Below are 22,219 nucleotides of genomic sequence, written 5' to 3'. Positions count from 1 at the left end.
ACCTACACCGAAGGTTCAGGGCAGCCCATATCGCCGGGCGAGGCAAAAAGCATATCAACGTCATCGCCCCCAGATCGAACAGTCAATAAAAAAGCAGCTCTCAAAGAGAGCTGCTTTTTGCATATCGCAAATCCCGAAAGAATTAACGAATAGGCAGACCGTAGATCAGGCCACCGTCGATCCACAAGGCGTTCAGGCCACGTTCGATTTGCAGCGGGCTGCCTTTACCCACGTTGCGCTCGAAGGACTCACCGTAGTTACCAACTTGCTTGATGATGTTGTAAGCCCATTTCTCGTCCAGGCCCAGGTTTTTGCCGGCACCGGGAGTCACGCCCAGCAAACGCTGGATATTGGGGTTATTGCTCTTGAGCTTCTCGTCCACGTTGGCAGCGGTCACACCCAGCTCTTCGGCGTTGAAGCTGGCCTGAATGGACCATTTCACAATGTTCAGCCAGGCATCATCACCCTGACGGACGAATGGGCCCAGCGGCTCTTTGGAAATGATTTCAGGCAGCACCAGGTAGTCGTCCGGGTTCTCCATTTTGGAGATACGGATCGACGCCAGACCGGAAGCGTCGGTAGAGAACACATCACAGCGGCCAGCCACGAAAGCGTTAACCACTTCGTTGAACTGCTCGATCACTACAGGCTTGTACTCAACCTTGTTGGCACGGGCCCAGTCAGCCATGGTGTTTTCGTTAGACGTGCCAGTCTGCATACAAACCGTGGCACCGTTCAATTCCTTGGCGCTGGATACGCCCAGTTTCTTGGACACCAAAAAGCCCTGACCGTCGTAGAAGTTGATACCGGCGTGGATCGCACCGACAGCAGTGTCACGCTGCTGAGTCACGGTGGTGTTACGAGCCAACAGATCAATTTCGCCCGACTGCAGGGCCGTAAAGCGCTGCTGCGAGTTCAAGGGTACGGCCTTGAATTTGCTGGCGTCGCCCAGGGTGGCGGCGGCTACCGAGCGACACACGTCGATATCCAGACCCGTCCACGTGCCCTTGTCATCAGGGGCAGAAAAACCGGCAAATCCGGTGGTCACACCACACAGCACGTGACCGCGCTGTTTGACGTTGTCCAGGGTGTCGGCGTGGGCAGCAGGCATGCTGGCCATCAAGGCCAGGACTACAGCAGAAACTGGCACAAAACGCATCGGGCTCTCCTCAAAGATATAGGTATTGACTATTTTCCAGCATAGTACCGCAGCCCGACTGCTACTTGTGTGCATATCTACATGGCTAATTAATCGTAGCTGCGTTGGTCCTCGATGACTTTACCATCCCGAGGCAAGGCTCCTGGCTCCATGAACTCCACCTGGGCACGCAGTTTGGTAATTTCACGAATCGAGTCGGCCAAAGCGTTTTCCAGACCTTCAGGCTTGGACGCGACTTCTACCTGGAACACCATCTGATCCTGGCCGCTGGCACCACGCACCACCAGGCGAGCCTGGCCCAGCTCTTTGTGACGCAGACGAATCTGCTCCACCTGCCCCGGATGCACAAACATGCCGCGCACCTTGGTCGTCTGGTCAGCACGCCCCATCCAGCCGCGAATGCGCTGGTTGGTACGACCGCAAGGAGACTGGCCGGGCATGACAGCAGACAAGTCTCCTGTGCCAAACCGCACCAGCGGATAGTCGGGGTTAAAGGAGGTCACGACCACCTCGCCCACTTCGCCCGGTGCAACCGGCTGGCCTGTACCAGGACGCACAATTTCCAGAATCAGGTTTTCATTGAGCACCAAGCCTTCGCGGGCCTGGGTTTCGTAGGCAATCATGCCCAGATCAGCGCTGCCGTAGGCCTGGTAGCCTGCCACCCCGTGCTCACTGAACCATTTTTGCAAGGAAGGCGGGTAGGCTTCGCCGGAGAACAAGGCCTTGCTCAGCCCTGGCAGCGCAATCTGCATGGACTGGGCTTTTTCCATGATGATCTTCAGAAAACTGGGGGTGCCGGTATAACCATGCGGGCGCAAATCGGCCATGGCCTGTACTTGCTGTTCGGTTTGACCCACGCCTCCTGGAAACACCGTGCAATCCAGGGCATGTGCGGCGGTCTCCATCATGGAACCAGCCGGGGTGAAGTGGTAGGAGAAGCAGTTGAAAATCAGTTCCTCGCGGCGGAAACCGGCCGCGTACAGTGCACGTGCAAAGCCCCAATAGTCCGGACGACGGCTTTCTGGCTCGTACATGGGACCGGGCGAGGCAAACACCTTGCGGGCCGCACCCCAGGCAATGGAGGAAAAGCCCCCGAATACGGACTGCGCGTAATCCGCAGACGGCGCCCCGGAGCGAGCCTGCTCGCGCGCTTCCAGCTGGGCTTTCAGCAGCTCGCTTTTACGAAACACCGGAATGGCCAGCAGATCCTCGCGGCTGCGCACGGCGGCCAGATCAACCGAACCCAGTTGCTTGGCAATCGCAGGGGCCCCTTTTGCGGCCGCTTGCAAGACCTGCGGCAAACGGGACAGTAAATCGGCTTCGCGCTCGTCCGGCTCCAGGGTTTCGCGCTCGTCGTAATATTCGCTCATCTCTCCTCCAGTGGGATGAATTGGCATTCAAACACTCCCGCGCCCAGCCGACGTTCTGTCCGCAGACAGACAGGTGTCGATACCAAGCTCTGCTACCACACCCCGTGTAGCCAGAAGCTGCCCAAAACTAAAAACGTCAAAAGGGGTCAGGGCGGCACCTTGTGTGCATCCCGATCGGTGGCCTGCTCCTGTGCTGATCCTGCTGCTTTCAATACAGGCCAGGCCCTGCTGATACATTGGAAATCCTTGGGAGTTAAGCCAGCCAGCGCTTGCGTCGTCGATAAAATTTATTGTCGCGAAAGCTCTTGCGCTCGCCCCCGGACACACCCAGATAGAACTCCTTGACGTCTTCGTTCTCGGCCAAGGCCTGGGAGGGTCCATCCATCATGACGCGGCCGTTTTCCAGGATGTAGCCGTAGTCGGCATACTTCAGGGCCACGTTGGTGTTTTGCTCGGCCAGCAAGAAGCTGACGCGCTCGCGCTGATTCAGGTCACGCACGATCTCGAAAATTTCTTCCACCACCTGTGGTGCCAGGCCCATGGAGGGTTCATCCAGCAAGATCATGCCCGGGTCGGCCATCAAGGCACGGCCAATGGCACACATTTGCTGCTCCCCGCCCGAGGTATAGCCGGCCTGACTGGTACGGCGCTGCTTCAGACGCGGAAAATACTGGTACACCTTGTCCAGCTCGGCGCTCAGGTCACCGCGCGACAAGGAACGGGTATAGGCCCCGGTCAGCAAGTTCTCTTCAATGCTCAGGTGCGCAAAACAATGACGCCCCTCCATCACCTGCACCACGCCGCGCTTGACCAGATCCGCCGGAGTCAGCTGATCAATACGTTCGCCACGCAGATGGATCTGGCCTTTGGTCACATCGCCACGCTCGGCGCGCAGCAAGTTCGATACGGCCCGCAAGGTCGTGGTTTTACCGGCACCGTTGGCGCCCAGCAAGGCAACAATCCGCCCCTCTGGCACACGCAAGGACACGCCCTTGAGCACCAGAATGACGTGGTTGTAAATCACTTCGATGCCATTGACGTCCAACAAGATGGGCGTCTCATCCACTTGGCCTACGGTCTCACTCATAATCTTCCCCACGCAATGCAGTGCCCAGGGCGAACCCTGGGCGCCTGGGTTTAGCCTTCGCAGGTGCGAGGCGTAATTTTCTTCTCGGCGGCGTATTTAGCCGACATTTCCTTGACTAAAGGATCGACAAACTTCTTGTCGGACTGATACCAGTCGGACACGACGTCGAACTTGCTGCCGTCCCACTGCACGATACGGGCCCAGTCATCACCCATGTGGTTGTTGCACGAGGTTTTGACGGGACGCATGATGCCTTCAAAGCCCAGCTCTTTCAGGCGTGCTTCGTCCAGATTCAGGTTCTCGAAGCCCCAGCGCACTTGCTCGGGAGTCATGTGCTGACCTTTGCCGAACTTCTCTTGTGCGGTGCGGATAGCCTCAACCTGCATCATGGAGATCATCATGCCGCGGGTGTGAGCCAGCGTGCCGACGTACTTGTCACCGTTTTCAGCGCCTTTGCCTTTGGCGTGCATCTCGCGCACAGCGTCATGCACCGGACCGTCCCCAGCACTGTTGTGAATGGTGATGCCCTTGTAGCCCTTGGCGGTCTGGCCCAGATCGACCACATCGCTCTCGGAAGCTGCCCACCAGATGCCGTAGATCTTGTCGCGTGGGTAACCCACAGCCTGAGCTTCACGGATGGCGGTAGGCGTCATGATCCCGGCGCTCCACAGCAGGACGAAGTCAGGACGGTTCTTGCGCACTTGCAGCCAGGTGGATTTCTGTTCCACGCCAGGGGCGGTCACAGGGTACAGATCCAGCTTGAAGCCTTGTTCCTTGGCGCGTGCTTGCAACAGGGCGATAGGCTCCTTGCCGTACGGCGAGTCGTGATAAACCAGAGCAATGCGCTGGTCCTTCAGCTTGTCCTCGCCCACTTGCTTGGCGATGTCCTGGATCATGACGTCGGCAGCAGTCCAGTAGGTACCCAGCAGCGGGAAGTTCCACTCGAATACCGCACCGTTAGCCGAGTGCGACAGGCCGTAGCCCATGGTCTCAATGGTCACGCCATCCACAAAGGCCTTGTCGGTCAGGGCGAACGTAATGCCCGTGGACTGGGTGTCAAAACCAGACGCCCCGCCGTTCTTGCCTTTCATGCGCTCGTAGCACTCTACGCCGCGGTCCGTGGCGTACGCCGTTTCACACTCTTCGTATACCAGCTTGACGCCATTCACACCGCCGTCACGTTCATTGACCAGAGCCAGATAGTCCAGCTTGCCATCCGCCCATGGAATACCCAGTGGGGCAAAGGAGCCGGTGCGGTAGGTCAGCAAGGGAATGTACTGTTCCTCGGCTGCTACAGCGGCTGTACTCATGGTCAGCATTGCAGCGCAAGCACTCAAACCGAGCACAGCGCGTTTCAGTCGTGTTGTCATCTCCTGGTCCTCCGATAAGTACCATTTGTCTAAGTACCCCGTCCCGATTGGCGGGGCTGTTGTTGTAATGAACTGCCTACCTGCTGTTAATGGGGGAAGGGCCACAAGCGCAGCTTTTCCTTACCAATACTCCAGAGTCGAGCCAAACCGTGCGGCTCCACAATCAAGAAAAATACGATCAGGGCACCGAATACCATGTGTTCAATATGCGAGGCTGTATCCACGCCAATAGACACACCAAACCAGTGCGGCACGTTGGTCAGGAACACGGGCAGCAAGACCATGAACGCGGCACCGAAAAAGCTGCCTACGATCGAGCCCAGACCACCGATGATGACGATGAACAGCAACTGCAAGGAGCGGTTCAGGTCAAAGGCCAGCGGCTCCCAGGAACCCAGGTGCACAAAAGCCCACAAGGCACCGGCCACACCGATGATGAAAGAGCTGACGGCAAAGGCGGTGAGCTTGGCGTAGACCGGACGAATACCAATCACTTCTGCGGCCACGTCCATGTCACGAATGGCCATCCATTGGCGGCCAATCGCACCACGCACCAGGTTCTTGGCCAGCAGAGCAAACACCACCACGAAGATCAGCACGAACAGGTACTTCTGCATGGGGGTTTGAACCGGCAAGCCAAAGGCGCTCAAGGCAGGCACCGACACGTTGCCCGAAGGCGAGTAGTTCGTGAAGAAGGCAATACGCAGGAAAGCCCAATCCACAAAGAACTGTGCAGCCAGGGTCGTGACGGCCAGGTACAAGCCACGGATACGCAAGCTGGGGATACCAAAGGCCACGCCTACCAAGGTGGCAAACACGCCGCCCAGCAGGATCTGCAGGACCAGTGGCAGCTCCGGAATACGGACACCAAAGTTCCAGGCGGCATACGCACCCACAGCCATGAAAGCACCCGAACCGATGGAAATCTGGCCGCAATAGCCCACCAGAATGTTCAGGCCAATCGCTGCCAAAGACAGGATCAGAAAGGGGATCAGAATAGCTTGCAGGAAGTAGTTGGATGCCATGGCTGGCACCAGCAGGAATGCCACCAGCAACAAGCCCAACACCACATAGCGATCCTGGCGGATGGGAAAAATCTGCTGGTCAGCCCGATAGCTGCTTTTGAACTGACCATTTTCGCGGTAAATCATATCGACTCCACCTCAGACGCGATCAATAATCTTCTCGCCGAACAGACCTTGTGGTCGGAACAGCAGGAACACCAGGGCCAGCACATAAGCAAACCAGATCTCGATGCCGCCACCTACATAAGGGCCCAGGTAAACCTCGGACACTTTCTCGCCCACACCGATAATCAGGCCACCCACAATAGCGCCGGGCACCGAGGTCAGACCACCCAGAATCACCACCGGCAAGGCGCGCAGCGCTGCGGTCGACAAGGTGAACTGCACCCCGTATTTGGAGCCCCAGATAATGCCGGCAACCAGAGCCACCAAACCGGCTACGGTCCAGACCACCACCCAGATACGGTTCAAGGGAATACCAATGGATTGCGCTGCCTGATGATCGTCCGCCACCGCACGCAGGGCGCGGCCCACGCTGGTGTATTGGAAGAAGATGGCCAGGGCCACAACCAGCAAGGCCGCCACCACGGCCGAGCTCAAGTCTTCCAGACTGACCAGCACACCGCCTTCAAACATGGACTCCAGAATGAAAGCCGGGTCTTTGGGCATGCCCACATCAATGGAATACACGGAGCTGCCAAACACGATCTGACCCAGACCGTCGAGCAGATAGCTGATACCGATCGTGGCCATCAGCAAGGTTGTGCCTTCCTGATTCACCAGATAGCGCAGCACCCAGCGCTCAATGACGACGGCCAGCACAAACATCAAGATGGCCGAGACAATGAAAGCCAGCACATTGCCCAGGATGCCCGGCTCCATGCCCAGCAACTGCGGAATCCACTGGGACAGACGGGCCATGGCCAGCGCGGCCACCAGCACCATTGCACCCTGTGCAAAGTTAAAGACACCCGATGCTTTGAAGATCAGGACAAAGCCCAGCGCGACCAGGGCGTACAACATCCCGCTCATCAGCCCGCCCAGCAAGGTTTCAAGAAAAAATGCCATGTCCGTTCCCCTCAATGGCCAGCGCCAAGATAGGCGCGAATGACGTCCGGGTTTTGTCGTACTTCGTCCGGTACTCCGTCACCAATTTTCTTGCCATAGTCCAGGACCACCACACGGTCCGAAATATCCATGACCACGCCCATATCGTGTTCAATCAAAACAATCGTGGTGCCGTACTCTTCGTTCACATCCAGAATGAAGCGACACATATCCTGCTTTTCTTCGATGTTCATGCCCGCCATGGGCTCATCCAGTAGCAGAATGCTCGGTTGCATCGCCAGTGCCCTCCCCAGGTCAACCCGCTTTTGCAGGCCGTAAGGCAAGCGTCCTACCGGCGTTTTGCGGTAGGCCTGGATTTCCAGAAAGTCGATGATGCCTTCCACATATTCACGGTTGCGAATCTCTTCACGCTCGGCACCACCCAGTCGGAAAGCCTGGGCAAACACCCCGCTTTTCATGTGCAGATTGCGGCCGGTCATGATGTTGTCCAGCACACTCATGCCCTTGAACAGAGCCAGGTTCTGAAAAGTGCGGGCAATGCCCTGCTCGGCGGTGTGACGCGAGTTCATGCGGGCATAACTCTGGTCACGCAAGACAATCTCGCCTTGTTGTGGTGCATACACGCCATTGATGACGTTCAGCATGGAGCTTTTGCCTGCGCCGTTCGGGCCGATGATGGAGCGGATCTCGTGCTCACGGATGTTGAACGAGATGTCGGTCAGCGCTTTCACACCACCAAAAGACAGCGAAATATTCTTCAAATCCAGTACCACTGGGCCAATGCGACGGCCCGGCATTTGCGCCTCACTCATCATGCGCTCCTTGCTGCTGCGTCTGTCATGCGCTCAATGTGCAGGTCTGCCGAAATGCGACCGCTGCGCCCATCCTCAAACTTCACTTCTGTCTCCACAAACTGCCTGTCCAGGCCATTGAACAGGGCGTCGACCAGAACCTTGTACTTTTGCGCGATAAAGCCGCGACGTACTTTGCGGGTACGGGTCAGTTCATCGTCATCGGGGTCCAGCTCTTTATGCAGAATCAGGAAGGCACTGATGCGAGATCCGGCCAGCTTGGGATCATTAGCCAGATCAGCATTGACCTGCGCCACACAATCCCGAATCAGGGCATAGACCTCGGGCTTGCCTGCCAGGTCGGTATAGCCTGCGTAAGGCAGGTTGCGACGCTCGGCCCAGTTGCCCACGGCTTCCAGATCAATATTGATAAAGGCACACACTTCCTCCTGGCCATCGCCAAAAGCCACGGCTTCCTTGATGAAGGGGAAGAACTTGAGCTTGTTCTCGATGTACTTGGGTGCAAACAAGGAACCATCAGCCAGCTTGCCCACGTCCTTGGCACGGTCGATGATCTTTAACTGACCATCGGTATCCAGATAACCGGCATCACCCGTGTGGTACCAGCCGTCCTCGGTAAAGGACTCGGCGGTGGACTCGGGGTTGCGGTAGTACTCCTTGAACAGGCCGGGGCTGCGCACCTGAATTTCACCGTTATCGGCCACGCGGATTTCCACGCCTTTCACAGGTGGGCCTACGGTGTCGGCACGCACATGGCCGTCTTCCTGGACGCAGACGAATACCGAGGTCTCGGTAGCGCCATAGAGCTGCTTCAGGTTGATGCCAATGGAACGGTAAAAGTCGAACAGGTCGGGGCCAATAGCTTCACCGGCGGTGTAAGCCACACGCACGCGGCTCATGCCCAGGGCATTCCGCAAGGGGCCGTAGATCAGGATATTGCCCACGCCATAGCACAGACGATCCCACATCCCCACGCCGGGGCGCTTGTCCAGAATCTGCACACCCACACGGTGCGCCAGAGACATGAAACGCTTGTACAAGGCGCGCTTCAGGGCACCGGCATCTTCCATGCGGATAGTCACTTGCGTGAGCAAGCCTTCCAGCACGCGGGGAGGCGCAAAGTAATAGGTCGGGCCAATATCGTGCAGATCGATGGACACGGTTTCGGGTGACTCAGGGTGATTCACCGTAAAGCCCGTGACCAGGAACTGCGTGTAGGAAAACATGTTCTGCCCGATCCAGGCGGGGGGCAGATAGGCCAGCACTTCCTCGGCATCGGTCAGCGATTCCAGTTCCTGAATGGCCAGGCCACGATCCACCAGCGCGCCGTGAGTCAGTACCACACCCTTGGGCTTGCCGGTGGTGCCGGAGGTGTAGAACATGGCGGCGGCATGGTCAGGCGTAATGGCCTTCCAGATGCGTCGCACACAGTCCGGATCCCGCGCCAATTGCAGGCGGCCCTGCTCCATGACCTGCTCGATGTATTGCAGCTGTTCTTGCTGATAATTGCGCAGACCGCGTGGGTCGTCATAGATCAGCGCATCCAGATCGGGGCACTGGTCCCAGACTTCCAGCAGCTTGTCGACCTGCTCCTGGTCCTCGACCACGGCCACGCGTATGCTGGCATCCAGCAATACGTGCAGCATTTCCTGGGCTACCGCATCCTGATACAAAGGCACGGGCACAGCGCCCAGCATTTGCGCCGCCATCATGGCCAGGTACAGGCGCGGGCGGTTTTCACCGATCACCGCGACGTGCTGACCGTCTTTGACACCCAGCCCGGCCAGGCCCGCAGCCAGTTGCTCGGCCTGTTCAGCCAGCTCTTGCCACGTCCAGGTCTGCCAGATTCCCAGGTCTTTTTCGCGCATGGCAACTTTGTTGCCGCGCACCTGGGCATGGTGTTCTATCCAGGCTGGGAAGGTGCCGGGTAAACCCGCTACCTGCTCTTTATCCATCCGCACAACCATGTCTCCTCCGAATTTTCCCGGCTTGTTATGGTCCAGGAGGCTGCTTATGATTGCGGCAGAAGGCAGATGTTATGCCCTCAAGCTATTTGCAGCCTGTTAATAATCAAGTTATCGGTTGCCCGTCCCGAAGATTGTCACGGACATGACATTCGACCTTTATCGAGGGTTAATCCTCATGCATGTTGTAGATGCTTTATCGGAGCGAGCCGCCTGGTTTCGCTTGTTGACACCCGAGCTGCAAGAGCGTGTCCGCCGCGACACACTGATCACCGCATACGAGGCCGGGGCCATCGTCGAACGCAAGGGAGAACGCGCCACCGCGTGGATTGGCGTGCTCTCGGGTTTGCTCAAAGTGTCGGTGGGAAATTCCGAAGGCAAGATCGCTTCCATGACCGGGGTACCCGCCGGTGGCTGGATAGGCGAAGGCTCCTTGCTGAAAAACGAAGAGCGCAAATACGATGTGGTCGCCTTGCGCGACAGCCAGGTGGCCCGCTTGCCCGTACACAGTTTTAACGATTTGCTGGACCAGAGCATTGCTTTCAACCGCTACCTCCTGCATCAGCTCAATGAACGTGTGGCGCAATTTATCGGCAAGGCGGAATACAACAGCCTGTCTACCCCCGATGCCCGCGTGGCACGCTGTCTGGCAGAGCTGTTCAACCCGCTGCTCTACCCCGGAAAAGGTCTGCGCCTGGACATTACCCAGGAAGAGATCGGCTACCTGGCGCGTGTGTCGCGCCAACGAGCCAACCAGGCCCTGCGCCAACTGGAAAACGAAGGGCTGTTGTTGATCAAGTATGGTGGCGTCCAGGTGCTGGACCTGGACGGTCTGAAACGTTACGGCGATGAATATGCCGCCTGATTATGCGGCCACTGTGGGCCGCATCAAGGTCAATCCATACGGATGCCCGCACGCTCGATAACCGTGGCCCATTCAGCGCGTTCACGCTGGGCGTAAGCCTGGAATTCATCGGGCGTCATGGGCATGGGTTCCACCCCCATCTCGCGAATACGCTGATCCAGCTCGGGCGTTTTCAGGGCCTGCATCAAGTCCTGGCTCAAGCGTTGACGGGCGCCTTCGTCCATCTTGGGTGGGCCCACCAAACCTTGCCAGGCATAGGCGTAGAAGTCGGCAATACCCGCTTCGGCCATGGTTGGCACATCAGGCAACAGACTGCTACGCTCGGGCGTGGCAACCGCCAGCACCCGCAATTTGCCGGCCTTGATGTTGGATAGCGCTGCGGCGGAATCCACAAAGGACATATCCACCTGACCGCCCAGCAAATCCTGAATGGCGGGTGCGGCTCCCTTGTAAGGCACGTGCACGATCTTGGTGTCCGTGCGCTGCTTGAACATCTCCAAAGCCAAATGGTGTGGAGAGCCACTGCCAGCGGACGAGGACGTCAGCTTTTCAGGTTGTTTACGCGCTGCTTCCAACAGATCGGCCACGGTTTTATAGGGCGACTCCTGTGGCACTGCCAGCATCAGGGGGAAGCGGGCCAGACCGCCCACATAGGTGAAGGCAGCCGGGTCATATTGCAGCTTGCTGTACAAAGAGGAGTTAAAGGCCAGTGTGCCCGAATCAGCCGTGCCTACGGTATAACCATCCGGCTTGGCGTTGCTGACATAGGTCGCGCCGATAATGGTGGCGGCCCCCGGTTTGTTTTCCACAATCAAGGTCTGGCCCAGGCTGCTTTCCAGCTGCTTGGCGACCAGCCGGGCAATCACATCTGAACCGCCGCCTGCAGGATAAGGGACTACCCAGGTGACGGCAGACTGGGGCCAGTCTGCTGCCAAGGCCGTTCCTGTCAGGCTGGCGCTTAGCAACAGCACACCGGCTCCAAAGTTCTTCCAATGCATGATGTCTCCTCCATGCGTGTAGACAGCGCTTTTGGCGCTATTTTTTTAAGTTTTAAGCATCCCGTCCGGGATGCGCAGAGACATTATGCGCGGACAGCCCTGCACAGGGCATTAGTAACGATGCGGATATCGATTAACTGTAATCGCGTGCGCCAAACAGGGCCGAACCCACTCGCACTTCAGTGGAACCTTCCTGAATCGCCAGCTCGAAGTCACCGCTCATGCCCATGGACAGGCCTTGCACCTGTTCATGGCCCAACTCCACCAGACGATCGCGCCACTGGCGCAGGCTGGCAAAGCAGGCGCGGACTGCCTGGGGGTCATCGCTATTGACGGCCATGGTCATCAGACCACGGACCTTCAAGGTATCGAGCGAACGCAGGGACTGCATGAAGGCGGGCAGTTCTTCAGGGGCCAAACCAAATTTGCTGGGCTCGGGCGAGGTCTTGACCTGGATCAGCACGTCCAGGCTACGCTGCTCGTTTTGCAGGTGTCGATCCAGGGCCTGAGCCAGGGACAAACGGTCCAAAGACTGTACTTCGCTGGCCAAGCGTGCAATATCTTTGGCCTTATTGCTCTGCAGATGGCCTATCATCACCCACTGCACCGCGCGATCGGCCAGCTCTGCCTGCTTGTCTCGAATCTCCTGAACCTTGTTCTCGCCCATTCGCGACAGGCCCAAATCCAGGGCTTGAGCCAGCACGGACACAGGAAAGGTTTTGCTTACCGGTAAAAGAGCCACCGCATCAGCAGGGCGGCCGGCCTGCAAGCAAGCCTGTTCGATACGTTGGCGCAATTGCGCCAAGCGACCAGAAAGGGAAGAGTCAGAAGAAGCCATCAATGCACACGCACCCAGATAAAACCATCGCAAACGCTGCAAACACAACAGCGGCCATTTCCGATAGCATAACTGTTGCACACGGCCACCGCTAAGCCCATCCACAGCGTGTTTGCCAGGTTCTGCGTCTGTGCGCAATCACACGTCTTCACTGTGTACTCGTATCCCGTTTCCCCAACCTTATCGAGGAGCTCATGACAGATCGTCCCACCCATGCTTTGCCGTCATACCTGAACGCCGACGACGTCGGCCCGTGGGGTATTTATCTCGAACAAGTGGAGCGAGTCACTCCGTATCTGGGCAAACTGTCCCGATGGGTTGAAACACTCAAGCGCCCCAAGCGCACGCTGATTGTCGACGTACCCATTGAACTGGATAACGGCACCGTGGCCCACTTCGAGGGCTACCGCGTTCAGCACAATACTTCCCGTGGCCCAGGCAAGGGCGGCGTGCGCTACCACCAGGATGTCACCCTGTCCGAAGTGATGGCTCTGGCTGCCTGGATGTCGATCAAATCGGCTGCCGTGAACCTGCCATTTGGCGGTGCCAAGGGCGGTATTCGTATTGACCCGCGCAACCACTCCCAGGCCGAACTGGAGCGCATCACCCGCCGCTACACCAGCGAAATCGGTGTGATTATTGGCCCCAACAAGGACATTCCAGCCCCGGACGTGAACACCAACGCCCAGACCATGGCCTGGATGATGGACACCTACTCCATGAATGTCGGTGGCACCAGCACCGGCGTGGTCACCGGCAAGCCTGTCTCCCTGGGCGGTAGCCTGGGCCGTGTGGAAGCCACTGGCCGCGGCGTGTATACCGTGGGTTGTGAAGCGGCCCGCGACGCCGGTATCGACCTGAATGGCGCCCGCGTCATTGTGCAAGGCTTCGGTAACGTGGGTGGCACCGCTGCCCGCCTGTTCCAGGAAGCCGGTGCCAAGGTGCTGGCCGTACAGGATCACACCGGCACGGTGTACAACCCCAATGGTCTGGACGTACTGGCCTTGCTGAACCACATGGAGCAGCACAAAGGTCTGGCCGGAGCGCCCAATGCCGAGGCCATTTCCAACGAAGACTTCTGGCATATCGAAACCGACCTGCTGATCCCGGCCGCGCTGGAAGGCCAGATCAACAAGAACAATGCCGACCGCATCCGCGCCCGCATTGTGATCGAAGGCGCCAACGGCCCCACCACCCCGGAAGCCGACGACATCCTGAACGACAAGGGCGTGATCATTGTTCCGGACGTGGTAGCCAACGCCGGTGGCGTGACCGTGTCCTACTTCGAATGGGTCCAGGACTTCTCCAGCTTCTTCTGGACCGAGGACGAGATCAACAACCGTCTGGAAATGATGATGCGCTCGGCCTACACCACGGTGGCGGCAGTTGCCAAAGAGCACAACGTCACCTTGCGTACCGCTGCCTTTATCGTGGGTTGCGCCCGCATTCTGGAATCTCGTCAGGTACGCGGCCTGTATCCATAAGGTCATAAGGCGGCGTACCCGGTTTATGCCGCTTTTTATGAGCAAAATACAGCGCTTGTGCAAAAAAAACAGGGGGAAAGCGGTAGAATCGGGGCATCCAGGATATGACACCCGTATGAAACCCTTACCCCCTTTCTCTTTGACCGCAAGGACGTTGCTGTGAATAACAATGACCTGAACGCGGCGGTCCAGGTACGCGACATCCACAAACGCTTTGGCACCAACGAGGTGCTCAAGGGCATTTCCCTGCAAGCTCACAAGGGCGACGTGCTCTCCATTATTGGAGCCTCCGGCTCGGGCAAGAGTACCCTGCTGCGCTGCATTAACCATCTGGTCGTCCCCGATCAGGGCGAAATCCAGATCGGCAATGACATTTTGCGCAGCCATCGCAATCGCAAGGGCATTTGCCAGACAGACAATCCGCGCCTGCTGGAACAAGTCCGCGCCCGCTTGGGGATGGTGTTTCAGAACTTCAATCTGTGGTCGCACCGCACGGTGCTGCAAAACGTCACCGAAGGCCCCATCCATGTCAAAGGCCGCCCGGCCCGTGAAGCGGCCGAATACGCCCGCGAACTACTGGGCAAGGTGGGCCTGAGCAACAAATGCGATGCCTACCCTGCCGAACTGTCCGGCGGTCAGCAGCAGCGCGTGGCCATTGCCCGTGCCCTGGCCATGGACCCGGATGTCCTGCTGTTTGACGAACCGACTTCGGCGCTGGATCCGGAAATGGTGGGCGAAGTACTGCGTGTGATTCGCCAGCTGGCCCAGGAAGGCCGCACCATGATCCTGGTCACCCACGAAATGAATTTTGCGCGTGACGTCTCTTCCGAGACCATTTTCATGCACAACGGCCTGATTGAAGAACGTGGCCATCCCAAAGATCTGTTCGATAGGCCACAATCCGAGCGTCTACAGCAGTTTCTACAACCAATGCAGTAAGATCATCGCTTCGTGAATACGACACCGGCTGGAAAACCAGCAGGGCCAATACGGCTCTGACCAGCCTATCCACAAAGGAGAGCCAGACCATGAGTTTCCTCAGCAAGACCCTGATCTGTGCCAGCCTGGCCCTGTTGGGCTCCCAGGCTGCAATGGCAGACACCCTGAAAATCGGTACCGAAGGCGGTTACCCACCATGGAGCATGGTGGACGCAGCCGGTAAAGTCACCGGCTTTGACGCCGACGTGGGCGCTGCCCTGTGCAAGGAGCTGAACAGCGATTGCAAATTCATCGTGCAAGCCTTTGACAGCCTGATTCCTTCGCTGGATGCCAAACGCTTTGACCTGATCATCTCGGGTATGTCCTACACCCCCGAGCGTGCCAAGCGCGTGAATTTCAGTATTCCTTACGCCGTTGAAGACGCCATTTTCGTTCTGCCCAAGAACAGTGAACTGGTCGGTGCCGACAACGAACAAGCTATTTTTGATGGCCTGGCTGGCAAAACCATTGGCGTTCAAGGTGGCACCACTCACGGCGCTTTCCTGTCCAAGAAAGCCCCCAAGACCACCGTCAAGAACTACGAGACCCTGGACCAGATGCAAATCGATCTGGACGCCGGTCGTCTGAACGGCACCTTTGCCGACCTGACCTCCCAGTCCAAGTTCCTGCATAAAGTCGGCGAGGACAACTTTGCCCTGTCCAAGCTGGTCATCAAAGGCTCCTCCGACCCTGAAACTCTGGGTTATGGCATTGCCGTCGGTATTCACAAAGACAATGCAGAACTGAAAGCCAAGGTTGACGCTGCCCTGTGCAAGCTGATCGACGATGGCACCGTCAAGACCGCCAGCGAAAAGTGGTTTGACATCGACATCGCCAACTACGAGATCTGCAAGAAATAAGTCGAGAAGTACCACTTGATGCTAGAGACCATTTTTAATGTGCTGCGCGAAGGCTGGGGCTGGATGTTCCTTCGCGGAGCAGCAATGACCTTGCTGATCTCCGTTTTGGGCATGGCCCTGGGCGTAGTCATTGGGATTACAGGAGCCAGCATCAAGACCAACGGGCCACGCTGGCTGCGTGGCCCCGTTAGCCTGTACACCACGGTTGTTCGCAGTATCCCCGAGCTGCTCATCATCTACCTGCTGTTTTTTGGCTCGGTCCAAGTCGTCTCCGATCTGGCCGATTTCATGCGCATGGAAGATGTGATGACGCGCTGGTTCCCCGCACTGGTCGGCATTTTGGCCATTGGCCTGATTGCAGGCTCGTACAGCGTGGAGGTGTTTCGCGGTGCCTTGCAAGCCATTCCCGAAGGCCAGATCGAGGCCGCCAAAGCCATTGGCATGTCCCCCTGGCAGCGCCTGCGCCGCATTATCCTGCCGCAAATGTTCTGGTACGCCCTGCCCGGCGCCAATAACGTCTGGCAAACCGCACTGAAAGACACGGCTCTGATCTCCCTGGTGGGTCTGGTCGAGATCATGCGGGCCGCGACCCTGGGAGCCGCCAACACGCGCGAACCCATGGCCATGTACCTGATTGCAGGCGTGCTTTATTTTCTGATTGGTGCCTGTAGTCAGGCCCTGTTTTTGCTGGCCGAACGCTATACCGGCAAAGGCATGAGAGCCCAGGCATGATTGATCTGGAATTATTCAATACCACCGTTGAAACCCTGTTCAAGGGGTTCGGCATGAGCGTCTATATCGGTCTGTGGGGCATTGTGCTGTCGCTGTTCATCGGCCTGTCACTGGCCCTGATGCGCCAGTCCCATAGCCGCATTTTGCGCAGCTTTGCCTTTAGCTACAGCACGGTATTTCGTGGCACCCCATTGCTGGTGCAGTTGTTCCTGCTGTACTACGGTGTGGGCACCCTGAGTTTTGTAAAGGACTCACCCACGTTGTGGTGGCTGTTCAGCGACGGCATGCGCTGCGCGATTCTGGCCATTGGTCTGAACAGTGGCGCCTACGTCAGTGAAGTCTTCCGGGGCGGTTTTCAGGCTGTGCCAGTGGGCCAGATCGAGGCAGCCAAGTCCATCGGCATGTCCGCCTGGATGCGCTTTCGTCGCGTGGCGTTTCCTTTGGCGATTCGCCAGGCCTTGCCCGCATACAGCAATGAAATTGTGCTGGCCATCAAAGGCACCAGTCTGGCCTCGACCATTGCCGTCATGGACCTGACCGGTCATGCCAAACGCTTGATGAACCAGAACTACGCCATCATCGAGACCTTTGTTATTGCGGGTCTTCTGTACCTGCTGATCAACTTTACCCTGCTATCGGTGGTGCACCTGGTCGAGCGCTGGTTGAAAGTGCGCCGTTAAACCGGCGCCACCCCAGGCTCTCCGCACCCCCTAGCGCAACAACTGGACGCGGAGCACCCTCACATGCCGACTCGCCCCAAACTGGCCCTGGTAGGCACCGGCGGCACCATTGCCGCCACAACCCAATCCAATCTTGGCCTGACGGACTACGACATCACCCAGGGCGTAGAAACGCTATTGCAAGCCGTGCCCGGTATCACCGAGCTGGCCGATCTGGAATGCCACCAGACCTTCAACGTGGACAGCCGGGCCATGGGCTCGCTGATGCTGCTGGAGCTATCCCACAAGCTCAATGCTCTGCTCGCACGACCGGACATCAACGGCGCGGTCATTACCCACGGCACCGATACGCTGGAAGAAAGCGCTTTTTTCCTGCACCTGACCCTGAAAACCGACAAACCCGTGGTTATGGTGGCGGCGATGCGCCCGGCTTCGGCCTTGAGTGCCGACGGTCCGCTGAATCTGTATCAGGCCGTGCAAGTAGCCTGCTCTTCGCTGGCACAGGATCAAGGTGTACTGGTACTGCTGAACGACCAGATACACAGCGCCCGTTTCCTGAGCAAACAACACACCACTCAGACCAGCGCCTTCGGTTCACCCGATGCCGGCCCCTTGGGTCTGGTTGCAGGCGGGCAGCCGCGCTTCATGATGCGTACGCTGCTGCCCCATACGCACAGCAGCCTGTTCGATGTGCGCTCTTTGCACAGCCTTCCTAAAGTGCAGATTTTTTACGATCACCCCGATACTTTGGCCGAACTGTACCGCCACGCCGCACAAAGCGGTGTGCAAGGCATTGTGGTGGCGGCGACTGGCAACGGCAGCCTGACCCCCGGAGCCTTGGAAGGTGTCAGCCGGGCACACCGACTAGGCGTGGTGTGTGTGCGGGCTTCTCGCATCCATGCAGGACCTGTGACAGACAGTGCGTATGACCAGGATCACAACACCATTGCCGCGCATTACTTGCCTGCTCAAAAGGCCCGAATTTTATTAATGCTGTGTCTGGCTGCTCAACTGGAGCACGATGAGATAGAGGCGGCTTTCCGCGACTATTAAGGTTCGGGCTTTCGCCGTCGTCCCTTGGACTAGCTGGCTAGATAAAGGGCACCAGCAGCAAGACTGGCTGTGGCTGTGGCTGTGGCTGTGGCTGTTCGACAATAGCGTACTCAAGCGCAATGCCAATAGGCTCAAGCCAATTCCAGCTGCCGCTGACTGCTGAGGCGTCTTTGCTCACCCGTTATGGGGTCCACAAAGGCAATGTGCCGAGCCAGCAACTGCAAGGGCTGGCTGAAGTCGTCCGCGTCACGCTCCGGCAAAAGCTCAGGGTAGAACACATCATTGATGATAGGTGCCCCCAGGCTGCTCAAATGCACGCGTAACTGGTGCTTGCGGCCACTTTTGGGACGCAGGCGGTACAAGGCCAGCTCCTGACCCTGCTCAGCCTGCCAGTGGCGTTCGCAAATAATTTCGGTGCTGCTATTGGCCTCGCCCTCAACCTCACACATGACAAACTTGCCGGGCACTTCTTTCATGCAGCTGCTGTACAGCAGCCCATTTGCCAGCTTTTCCTGAAACGGCGCGACCGCTTCATATTCTTTCTCGATCCCGCCCTGCTGAAACAGGGACTGGTAGGCCCCGCGAGCCGCAGGATCACGACAAAACAGCAAGATACCCGCCGTTTCCCTGTCCAGCCTGTGAATGGGGCTGATGCCATCCTCTCCGAAGTCCCGCCGCAGACGAGTCAGCGCGGTTTCGTACAAGTAGCGACCTCCCGGCGTTGTAGCCAGAAAGTGCGGCTTGTCCACCGCAATCAGGCGCTCGTCCGCATAGAGAACAGGCATCTCGAATGGCACGGCCGCTTCATTCTCTACCATGCGGAAGTACCATAGCCAGCGATCGGGCTGATAAGGCGAGGCTGGCTGTTGTGCCACTCCTTCCTGATCCAGAATGTCGCCTCGTGCCAGTCTGTCCAGCAGGACCTCGGGGCTGACATGGGGGAAGCGTTCCAGCAAGAACTCCTCCAGCAAAATCCAGGGCCCGCGTGGGCACCATACCTTGCTGGGGCTGACCCCATTGCGCGAAGGCAGGGGCGGCACACTTGTTATTGGTGTCATTACAAAAACAAAATAGATAGAAAATGGCCCGCTATTGCAGCGGGCCAGCCATCCAGTGGCATCAGTGTACTACCAGCCGCCGCCGAGGCTGCTGGCTCGCTCAACTCTGGACAGCACCTTGTGGGGCGGCATCATGACGGATCCGGCGGCCTTGCCTTAACCACAACCAGAGCAGAATCAGAAAAGCAGGAATATAAACCCAAAACTCGGAAGGACGATCTGGATGTGGCACTTTCACCTGTTGAATATCCCAGCCCTGCTCCCATCCGGCCCGCCGCGCTGAACTGCCAAAAGCCACCGAGGCAATTTGCGCCGTATCGCCGAAAGCCATCACCGTCAGCCCAGCCTGAGACAAACGCTTGCTCGCCGCTGCCAAGCCGGCCGCCCCATCTCCTTGCGGCAAGCCGGGCAATGATACAGCCACTGTTTTCTGCAAGTCTTTACCCTCCAGATTCATCCCCGCTAGTTGCACCACCAGATTGCCTCCGTCTGGCGTGTTCTGAACAATCTGCATCAACTCTGACGCGGGGCGACTCTGGTACTTCTCGCTGATATGGTCCATGAACCAGTCCGGTCGGAACAGCATGAACGTCACCAACAGGAGCAAGACGGTCTCCAGCCAGCTTGTTTTGATGCGCAGCCATCCCATGGTTGCCGCCGCAAATGTCAGGGAAGCCACGGTCGCTCCCACCACGACCATAATCAACTCCCAGACACCATGTATGCCGATCAACAAGAGCATGGGATTGAAGATGAACATGAAGGGCAGCACGGCCGTACGCATGGCATAGGTCACGCCCTGCACCCCTGTCTTGATCGGGTCCTCCCCTGAAATGGCAGCGGCTGCAAAAGTGGCCAAGCCCACAGGCGGGGTGATGTCCGCCATGATCCCGTAATAAAACACGAACATATGGACGGCAATCAGCGGAATGATCATGCCGCTTTGCGCCCCCAGCTCCACCACCACCGGCGCCATCAAGGTCGCCATCAGAATGTAGTTGGCAGTGGTAGGCATACCCAGGCCCAAAACCAGACACACAGCGGCGGTAAAAAACAGCATGACCAGCACATTGCCCATGGAGACCAGCTCCACAAAAGCTGTCATGCGCAGGCCCAGACCCGTCAAGGTGATAGCACCCACAATCAAGCCGGCCGTCCCGCAAGCAATGCCGATGCCCACCATATTGCGGGCACCTTCCTGTAGCCCCACCCAGACTTCACCGACGCCTTGGCGCAATGGCTGAGCTGTCGCCTGCTTGCGGAACCAGGCAATGATGGGACGCTGGGTTGCCATCTGGAACAACATGGCCACAACGGCCCAGAAGGCCGACAGGCCCGCAGACATCACTTCTACCGTCAGACACCAGACCAGAATGCCGATAGGGATCAGAAAATACAAACCGGCTCGCACCGTTGGCCACGGTTCGGGGCGCACCGGTGTGTTGACATTGATATCGGTGGGCAGGTCCTCGTGGTCTGCAGCCACTTTCAGCAAAAACACATACAGAACCAGCAGCAGGAACAACAAAATCCAGATAGCGGCGGCACCAGCTACCGCCTGAACCCCTACGCCTATCCAGTACACCAGTCCCATCACAATTAAAGTACCCGCCGTGCCCATGCCCCAGCCGGCCAGCTTCTGCATGAACGTTCTGGGTTTGCCCGATGACATCATCGGCTGTATTCCCAGCTTGAGCGCTTCCAGATGCACGATATAAAACAACGCGATATACGAAATGACCGCGGGCAGCAGCGCATGTCGAATGATGTCGGTATAGGGAATGCCAACATACTCAATCATCAGGAAGGCCGCCGCTCCCATGACAGGCGGCATGATCTGGCCATTGACGGAAGACGCCGTTTCAATGGCCCCGGCCCGAATACCGCCGTAACCGGCTTTCTTCATCAGGGGAATCGTGAAAATACCGCCCGTCACCACATTGGCAACGGAGGACGCAGACACAATGCCATTCACCGCCGAGGACACCACGGCAACCTTGGCAGGCCCACCACGCAAATGCCCCAGCAAGGCAAACGAGACCTGCATCATGTAATTGCCCGCCCCGCAACGATCCAGCAAGGAGCCCAGCAATACAAAAATAAAGATATAAGAAACCGAAACGCCCAGTGCGACCCCATAAACCCCTTCGGTAGTCAGCCACATATGCGAGACCAGGCGCTGCAATGAAGCACCACGATGAGACAGCGCATCCGGCAGCCAGGGGCCGAGAAAAATATAAGCGATAAAGATCAGTGCCAATACGGCCATCGGCGCACCCAAAGAGCGACGTGTAGCCTCCAGCAACAACACCAGGCCAACACTGGCCACGACCACATCCATTGTGGTCGGGATGCCTGGGCGCATGGCCAGTTCTTTATAGAAAAAGAACAAATATGAGCCGCAAAAAGCAGCGATCAGGGCCAGGACCCAGTCATGAATTGGAATACGGTCCCGAGCCGACTTTTTGCGGGCAGGGAAAGCCAGATAGGCCAGAAACATGGCAATGCCCAAATGCAGGGCACGCGCCTCAGTGTCATTGAAAATGCCCATATTCAGGGCAAAGGGCAGCGGGGAAGCGTACCAAAGCTGGAACAAGGACCAGCCTATGGCCGCCAGAAACAAAACCATGCCCGCTGCGCCCGCAACAGTGCGCCCGCCCCTGTCTACGTCTGCAACCAGCTTTTCCAGTTCTGCCGTTTCATCCTGTGTCAGGGCGACGTCCGGCCCCATTTTCTTCTGTTCTTGTTGTGTCATTTGCATATGTCTCCAGGAAAGCCTGGTTTGAAGCGCCGATGCAGCCGGGTCAAACGACCAGGC

19 protein-coding genes are annotated in these 22,219 nt (G+C 57.8%); 7 read left to right on the top strand and 12 right to left on the bottom strand.

All coding sequences use genetic code 11. The features are described 5' to 3' along the window. Positions 1 to 142: 142 nt before the first annotated feature. From WFM49_RS14800 to WFM49_RS14765, 8 genes are all read right to left on the bottom strand, one after another. Positions 143 to 1,120: an amino acid ABC transporter substrate-binding protein gene (locus tag WFM49_RS14800; protein ID WP_250757277.1), complete on the bottom strand. Its 978-nt coding sequence runs from the start codon at positions 1,118 to 1,120 to the stop codon at positions 143 to 145. Positions 1,121 to 1,248: 128 nt separating this feature from the next. After that, positions 1,249 to 2,529 (bottom strand): phenylacetate--CoA ligase family protein, encoded by a 1,281-nt coding sequence (locus WFM49_RS14795; protein ID WP_336974007.1) that lies wholly within the window; start codon positions 2,527 to 2,529, stop codon positions 1,249 to 1,251. Between the two features lie 253 nt (positions 2,530 to 2,782). Next, positions 2,783 to 3,616 (bottom strand): ABC transporter ATP-binding protein, encoded by an 834-nt coding sequence (locus WFM49_RS14790; protein WP_021447096.1) that lies wholly within the window; start codon positions 3,614 to 3,616, stop codon positions 2,783 to 2,785. Between the two features lie 50 nt (positions 3,617 to 3,666). After that, entirely contained in the window at positions 3,667 to 4,935 is a 1,269-nt protein-coding gene (locus tag WFM49_RS14785) for an ABC transporter substrate-binding protein (protein WP_009460132.1), read from the bottom strand. A 137-nt stretch (positions 4,936 to 5,072) separates the two neighbouring features. Next, complete coding sequence (locus tag WFM49_RS14780; protein ID WP_009460133.1) at positions 5,073 to 6,137, bottom strand: branched-chain amino acid ABC transporter permease; 1,065 nt, start codon at positions 6,135 to 6,137, stop codon at positions 5,073 to 5,075. Positions 6,138 to 6,149: 12 nt separating this feature from the next. After that, entirely contained in the window at positions 6,150 to 7,079 is a 930-nt protein-coding gene (locus WFM49_RS14775; protein WP_009460134.1) for a branched-chain amino acid ABC transporter permease, read from the bottom strand. An 11-nt stretch (positions 7,080 to 7,090) separates the two neighbouring features. After that, positions 7,091 to 7,876, bottom strand: coding sequence for an ABC transporter ATP-binding protein (locus tag WFM49_RS14770; protein WP_009460135.1), 786 nt, complete (start codon positions 7,874 to 7,876; stop codon positions 7,091 to 7,093). A gap of 14 nt (positions 7,877 to 7,890) precedes the next feature. Further along, on the bottom strand, positions 7,891 to 9,846 hold the full coding sequence (locus tag WFM49_RS14765; protein ID WP_031232794.1) for an AMP-binding protein: 1,956 nt from the start codon (positions 9,844 to 9,846) through the stop codon (positions 7,891 to 7,893). 187 nt (positions 9,847 to 10,033) lie between these two features. Between WFM49_RS14765 and WFM49_RS14760 the strand changes: the two genes are divergently transcribed. After that, a complete protein-coding gene (locus WFM49_RS14760) occupies positions 10,034 to 10,720 on the top strand; it encodes a Crp/Fnr family transcriptional regulator (protein WP_009460136.1) in 687 nt (228 codons plus the stop codon). Positions 10,721 to 10,749: 29 nt separating this feature from the next. Here the strand turns inward: WFM49_RS14760 and WFM49_RS14755 are convergent, their stop codons facing one another. Together WFM49_RS14755 and WFM49_RS14750 are read right to left on the bottom strand one after the other, a co-directional pair. Further along, positions 10,750 to 11,718 carry a Bug family tripartite tricarboxylate transporter substrate binding protein gene (locus WFM49_RS14755; protein WP_009460137.1) on the bottom strand — a complete coding sequence of 323 codons (969 nt, stop codon included), beginning with the start codon at positions 11,716 to 11,718 and terminating at the stop codon, positions 10,750 to 10,752. Positions 11,719 to 11,851: 133 nt separating this feature from the next. Further along, positions 11,852 to 12,556: a YggS family pyridoxal phosphate-dependent enzyme gene (locus WFM49_RS14750; protein ID WP_336974002.1), complete on the bottom strand. Its 705-nt coding sequence runs from the start codon at positions 12,554 to 12,556 to the stop codon at positions 11,852 to 11,854. A 194-nt stretch (positions 12,557 to 12,750) separates the two neighbouring features. On the opposite strand from WFM49_RS14750, the gene WFM49_RS14745 reads away from it, so the two are divergent. The 6 genes from WFM49_RS14745 to WFM49_RS14720 all read left to right on the top strand — a co-directional run bounded on the left by WFM49_RS14745 (position 12,751) and on the right by WFM49_RS14720 (position 18,343). Beyond that, positions 12,751 to 14,040 carry a Glu/Leu/Phe/Val family dehydrogenase gene (locus tag WFM49_RS14745; protein WP_035268560.1) on the top strand — a complete coding sequence of 430 codons (1,290 nt, stop codon included), beginning with the start codon at positions 12,751 to 12,753 and terminating at the stop codon, positions 14,038 to 14,040. Positions 14,041 to 14,199: 159 nt separating this feature from the next. Further along, a complete protein-coding gene (locus WFM49_RS14740) occupies positions 14,200 to 14,979 on the top strand; it encodes an ABC transporter ATP-binding protein (RefSeq protein ID WP_009460150.1) in 780 nt (259 codons plus the stop codon). Between the two features lie 89 nt (positions 14,980 to 15,068). Next, positions 15,069 to 15,878: a transporter substrate-binding domain-containing protein gene (locus WFM49_RS14735; RefSeq protein ID WP_009460151.1), complete on the top strand. Its 810-nt coding sequence runs from the start codon at positions 15,069 to 15,071 to the stop codon at positions 15,876 to 15,878. An 18-nt stretch (positions 15,879 to 15,896) separates the two neighbouring features. Continuing rightward, complete coding sequence (locus WFM49_RS14730) at positions 15,897 to 16,610, top strand: ABC transporter permease (protein WP_009460152.1); 714 nt, start codon at positions 15,897 to 15,899, stop codon at positions 16,608 to 16,610. Further along, a complete protein-coding gene (locus WFM49_RS14725) occupies positions 16,607 to 17,290 on the top strand; it encodes an ABC transporter permease (RefSeq protein ID WP_021447100.1) in 684 nt (227 codons plus the stop codon). The genes WFM49_RS14730 and WFM49_RS14725 overlap by 4 nt, the downstream gene beginning before the upstream one ends. A 63-nt stretch (positions 17,291 to 17,353) precedes the next feature. Beyond that, complete coding sequence (locus WFM49_RS14720; RefSeq protein ID WP_336973996.1) at positions 17,354 to 18,343, top strand: asparaginase; 990 nt, start codon at positions 17,354 to 17,356, stop codon at positions 18,341 to 18,343. Between the two features lie 131 nt (positions 18,344 to 18,474). Here the strand turns inward: WFM49_RS14720 and WFM49_RS14715 are convergent, their stop codons facing one another. Next, entirely contained in the window at positions 18,475 to 19,401 is a 927-nt protein-coding gene (locus WFM49_RS14715) for a pseudouridine synthase (RefSeq protein ID WP_031232796.1), read from the bottom strand. 100 nt (positions 19,402 to 19,501) lie between these two features. Continuing rightward, positions 19,502 to 22,132, bottom strand: coding sequence for a TRAP transporter permease (locus tag WFM49_RS14710; protein WP_442893035.1), 2,631 nt, complete (start codon positions 22,130 to 22,132; stop codon positions 19,502 to 19,504). Between the last annotated feature and the right edge of the window lie 87 nt (positions 22,133 to 22,219).

It is taken from the genome of Alcaligenes sp. PF14 (assembly GCF_037150615.1).
GTDB lineage: Bacteria > Pseudomonadota > Gammaproteobacteria > Burkholderiales > Burkholderiaceae_B > Alcaligenes > Alcaligenes phenolicus.
This window is presented reverse-complemented; position numbering and strand designations above follow the sequence as displayed.

Coding starts and splice junctions, on each gene's coding strand:
- WFM49_RS14800 (WP_250757277.1), bottom strand. CDS start 1,120: ATGGCCAGCATGCCTGCTGCCCACGCCGACACCCTGGACAACGTCAAA.
- WFM49_RS14795 (WP_336974007.1), bottom strand. CDS start 2,529: ATGAGCGAATATTACGACGAGCGCGAAACCCTGGAGCCGGACGAGCGC.
- WFM49_RS14790 (WP_021447096.1), bottom strand. CDS start 3,616: ATGAGTGAGACCGTAGGCCAAGTGGATGAGACGCCCATCTTGTTGGAC.
- WFM49_RS14785 (WP_009460132.1), bottom strand. CDS start 4,935: ATGCTGACCATGAGTACAGCCGCTGTAGCAGCCGAGGAACAGTACATT.
- WFM49_RS14780 (WP_009460133.1), bottom strand. CDS start 6,137: ATGATTTACCGCGAAAATGGTCAGTTCAAAAGCAGCTATCGGGCTGAC.
- WFM49_RS14775 (WP_009460134.1), bottom strand. CDS start 7,079: ATGGCATTTTTTCTTGAAACCTTGCTGGGCGGGCTGATGAGCGGGATG.
- WFM49_RS14770 (WP_009460135.1), bottom strand. CDS start 7,876: ATGCCGGGCCGTCGCATTGGCCCAGTGGTACTGGATTTGAAGAATATT.
- WFM49_RS14765 (WP_031232794.1), bottom strand. CDS start 9,846: ATGGATAAAGAGCAGGTAGCGGGTTTACCCGGCACCTTCCCAGCCTGG.
- WFM49_RS14760 (WP_009460136.1), top strand. CDS start 10,034: ATGCATGTTGTAGATGCTTTATCGGAGCGAGCCGCCTGGTTTCGCTTG.
- WFM49_RS14755 (WP_009460137.1), bottom strand. CDS start 11,718: ATGCATTGGAAGAACTTTGGAGCCGGTGTGCTGTTGCTAAGCGCCAGC.
- WFM49_RS14750 (WP_336974002.1), bottom strand. CDS start 12,556: ATGGCTTCTTCTGACTCTTCCCTTTCTGGTCGCTTGGCGCAATTGCGC.
- WFM49_RS14745 (WP_035268560.1), top strand. CDS start 12,751: ATGACAGATCGTCCCACCCATGCTTTGCCGTCATACCTGAACGCCGAC.
- WFM49_RS14735 (WP_009460151.1), top strand. CDS start 15,069: ATGAGTTTCCTCAGCAAGACCCTGATCTGTGCCAGCCTGGCCCTGTTG.
- WFM49_RS14730 (WP_009460152.1), top strand. CDS start 15,897: ATGCTAGAGACCATTTTTAATGTGCTGCGCGAAGGCTGGGGCTGGATG.
- WFM49_RS14725 (WP_021447100.1), top strand. CDS start 16,607: ATGATTGATCTGGAATTATTCAATACCACCGTTGAAACCCTGTTCAAG.
- WFM49_RS14720 (WP_336973996.1), top strand. CDS start 17,354: ATGCCGACTCGCCCCAAACTGGCCCTGGTAGGCACCGGCGGCACCATT.
- WFM49_RS14715 (WP_031232796.1), bottom strand. CDS start 19,401: ATGACACCAATAACAAGTGTGCCGCCCCTGCCTTCGCGCAATGGGGTC.
- WFM49_RS14710 (WP_442893035.1), bottom strand. CDS start 22,132: ATGGGGCCGGACGTCGCCCTGACACAGGATGAAACGGCAGAACTGGAA.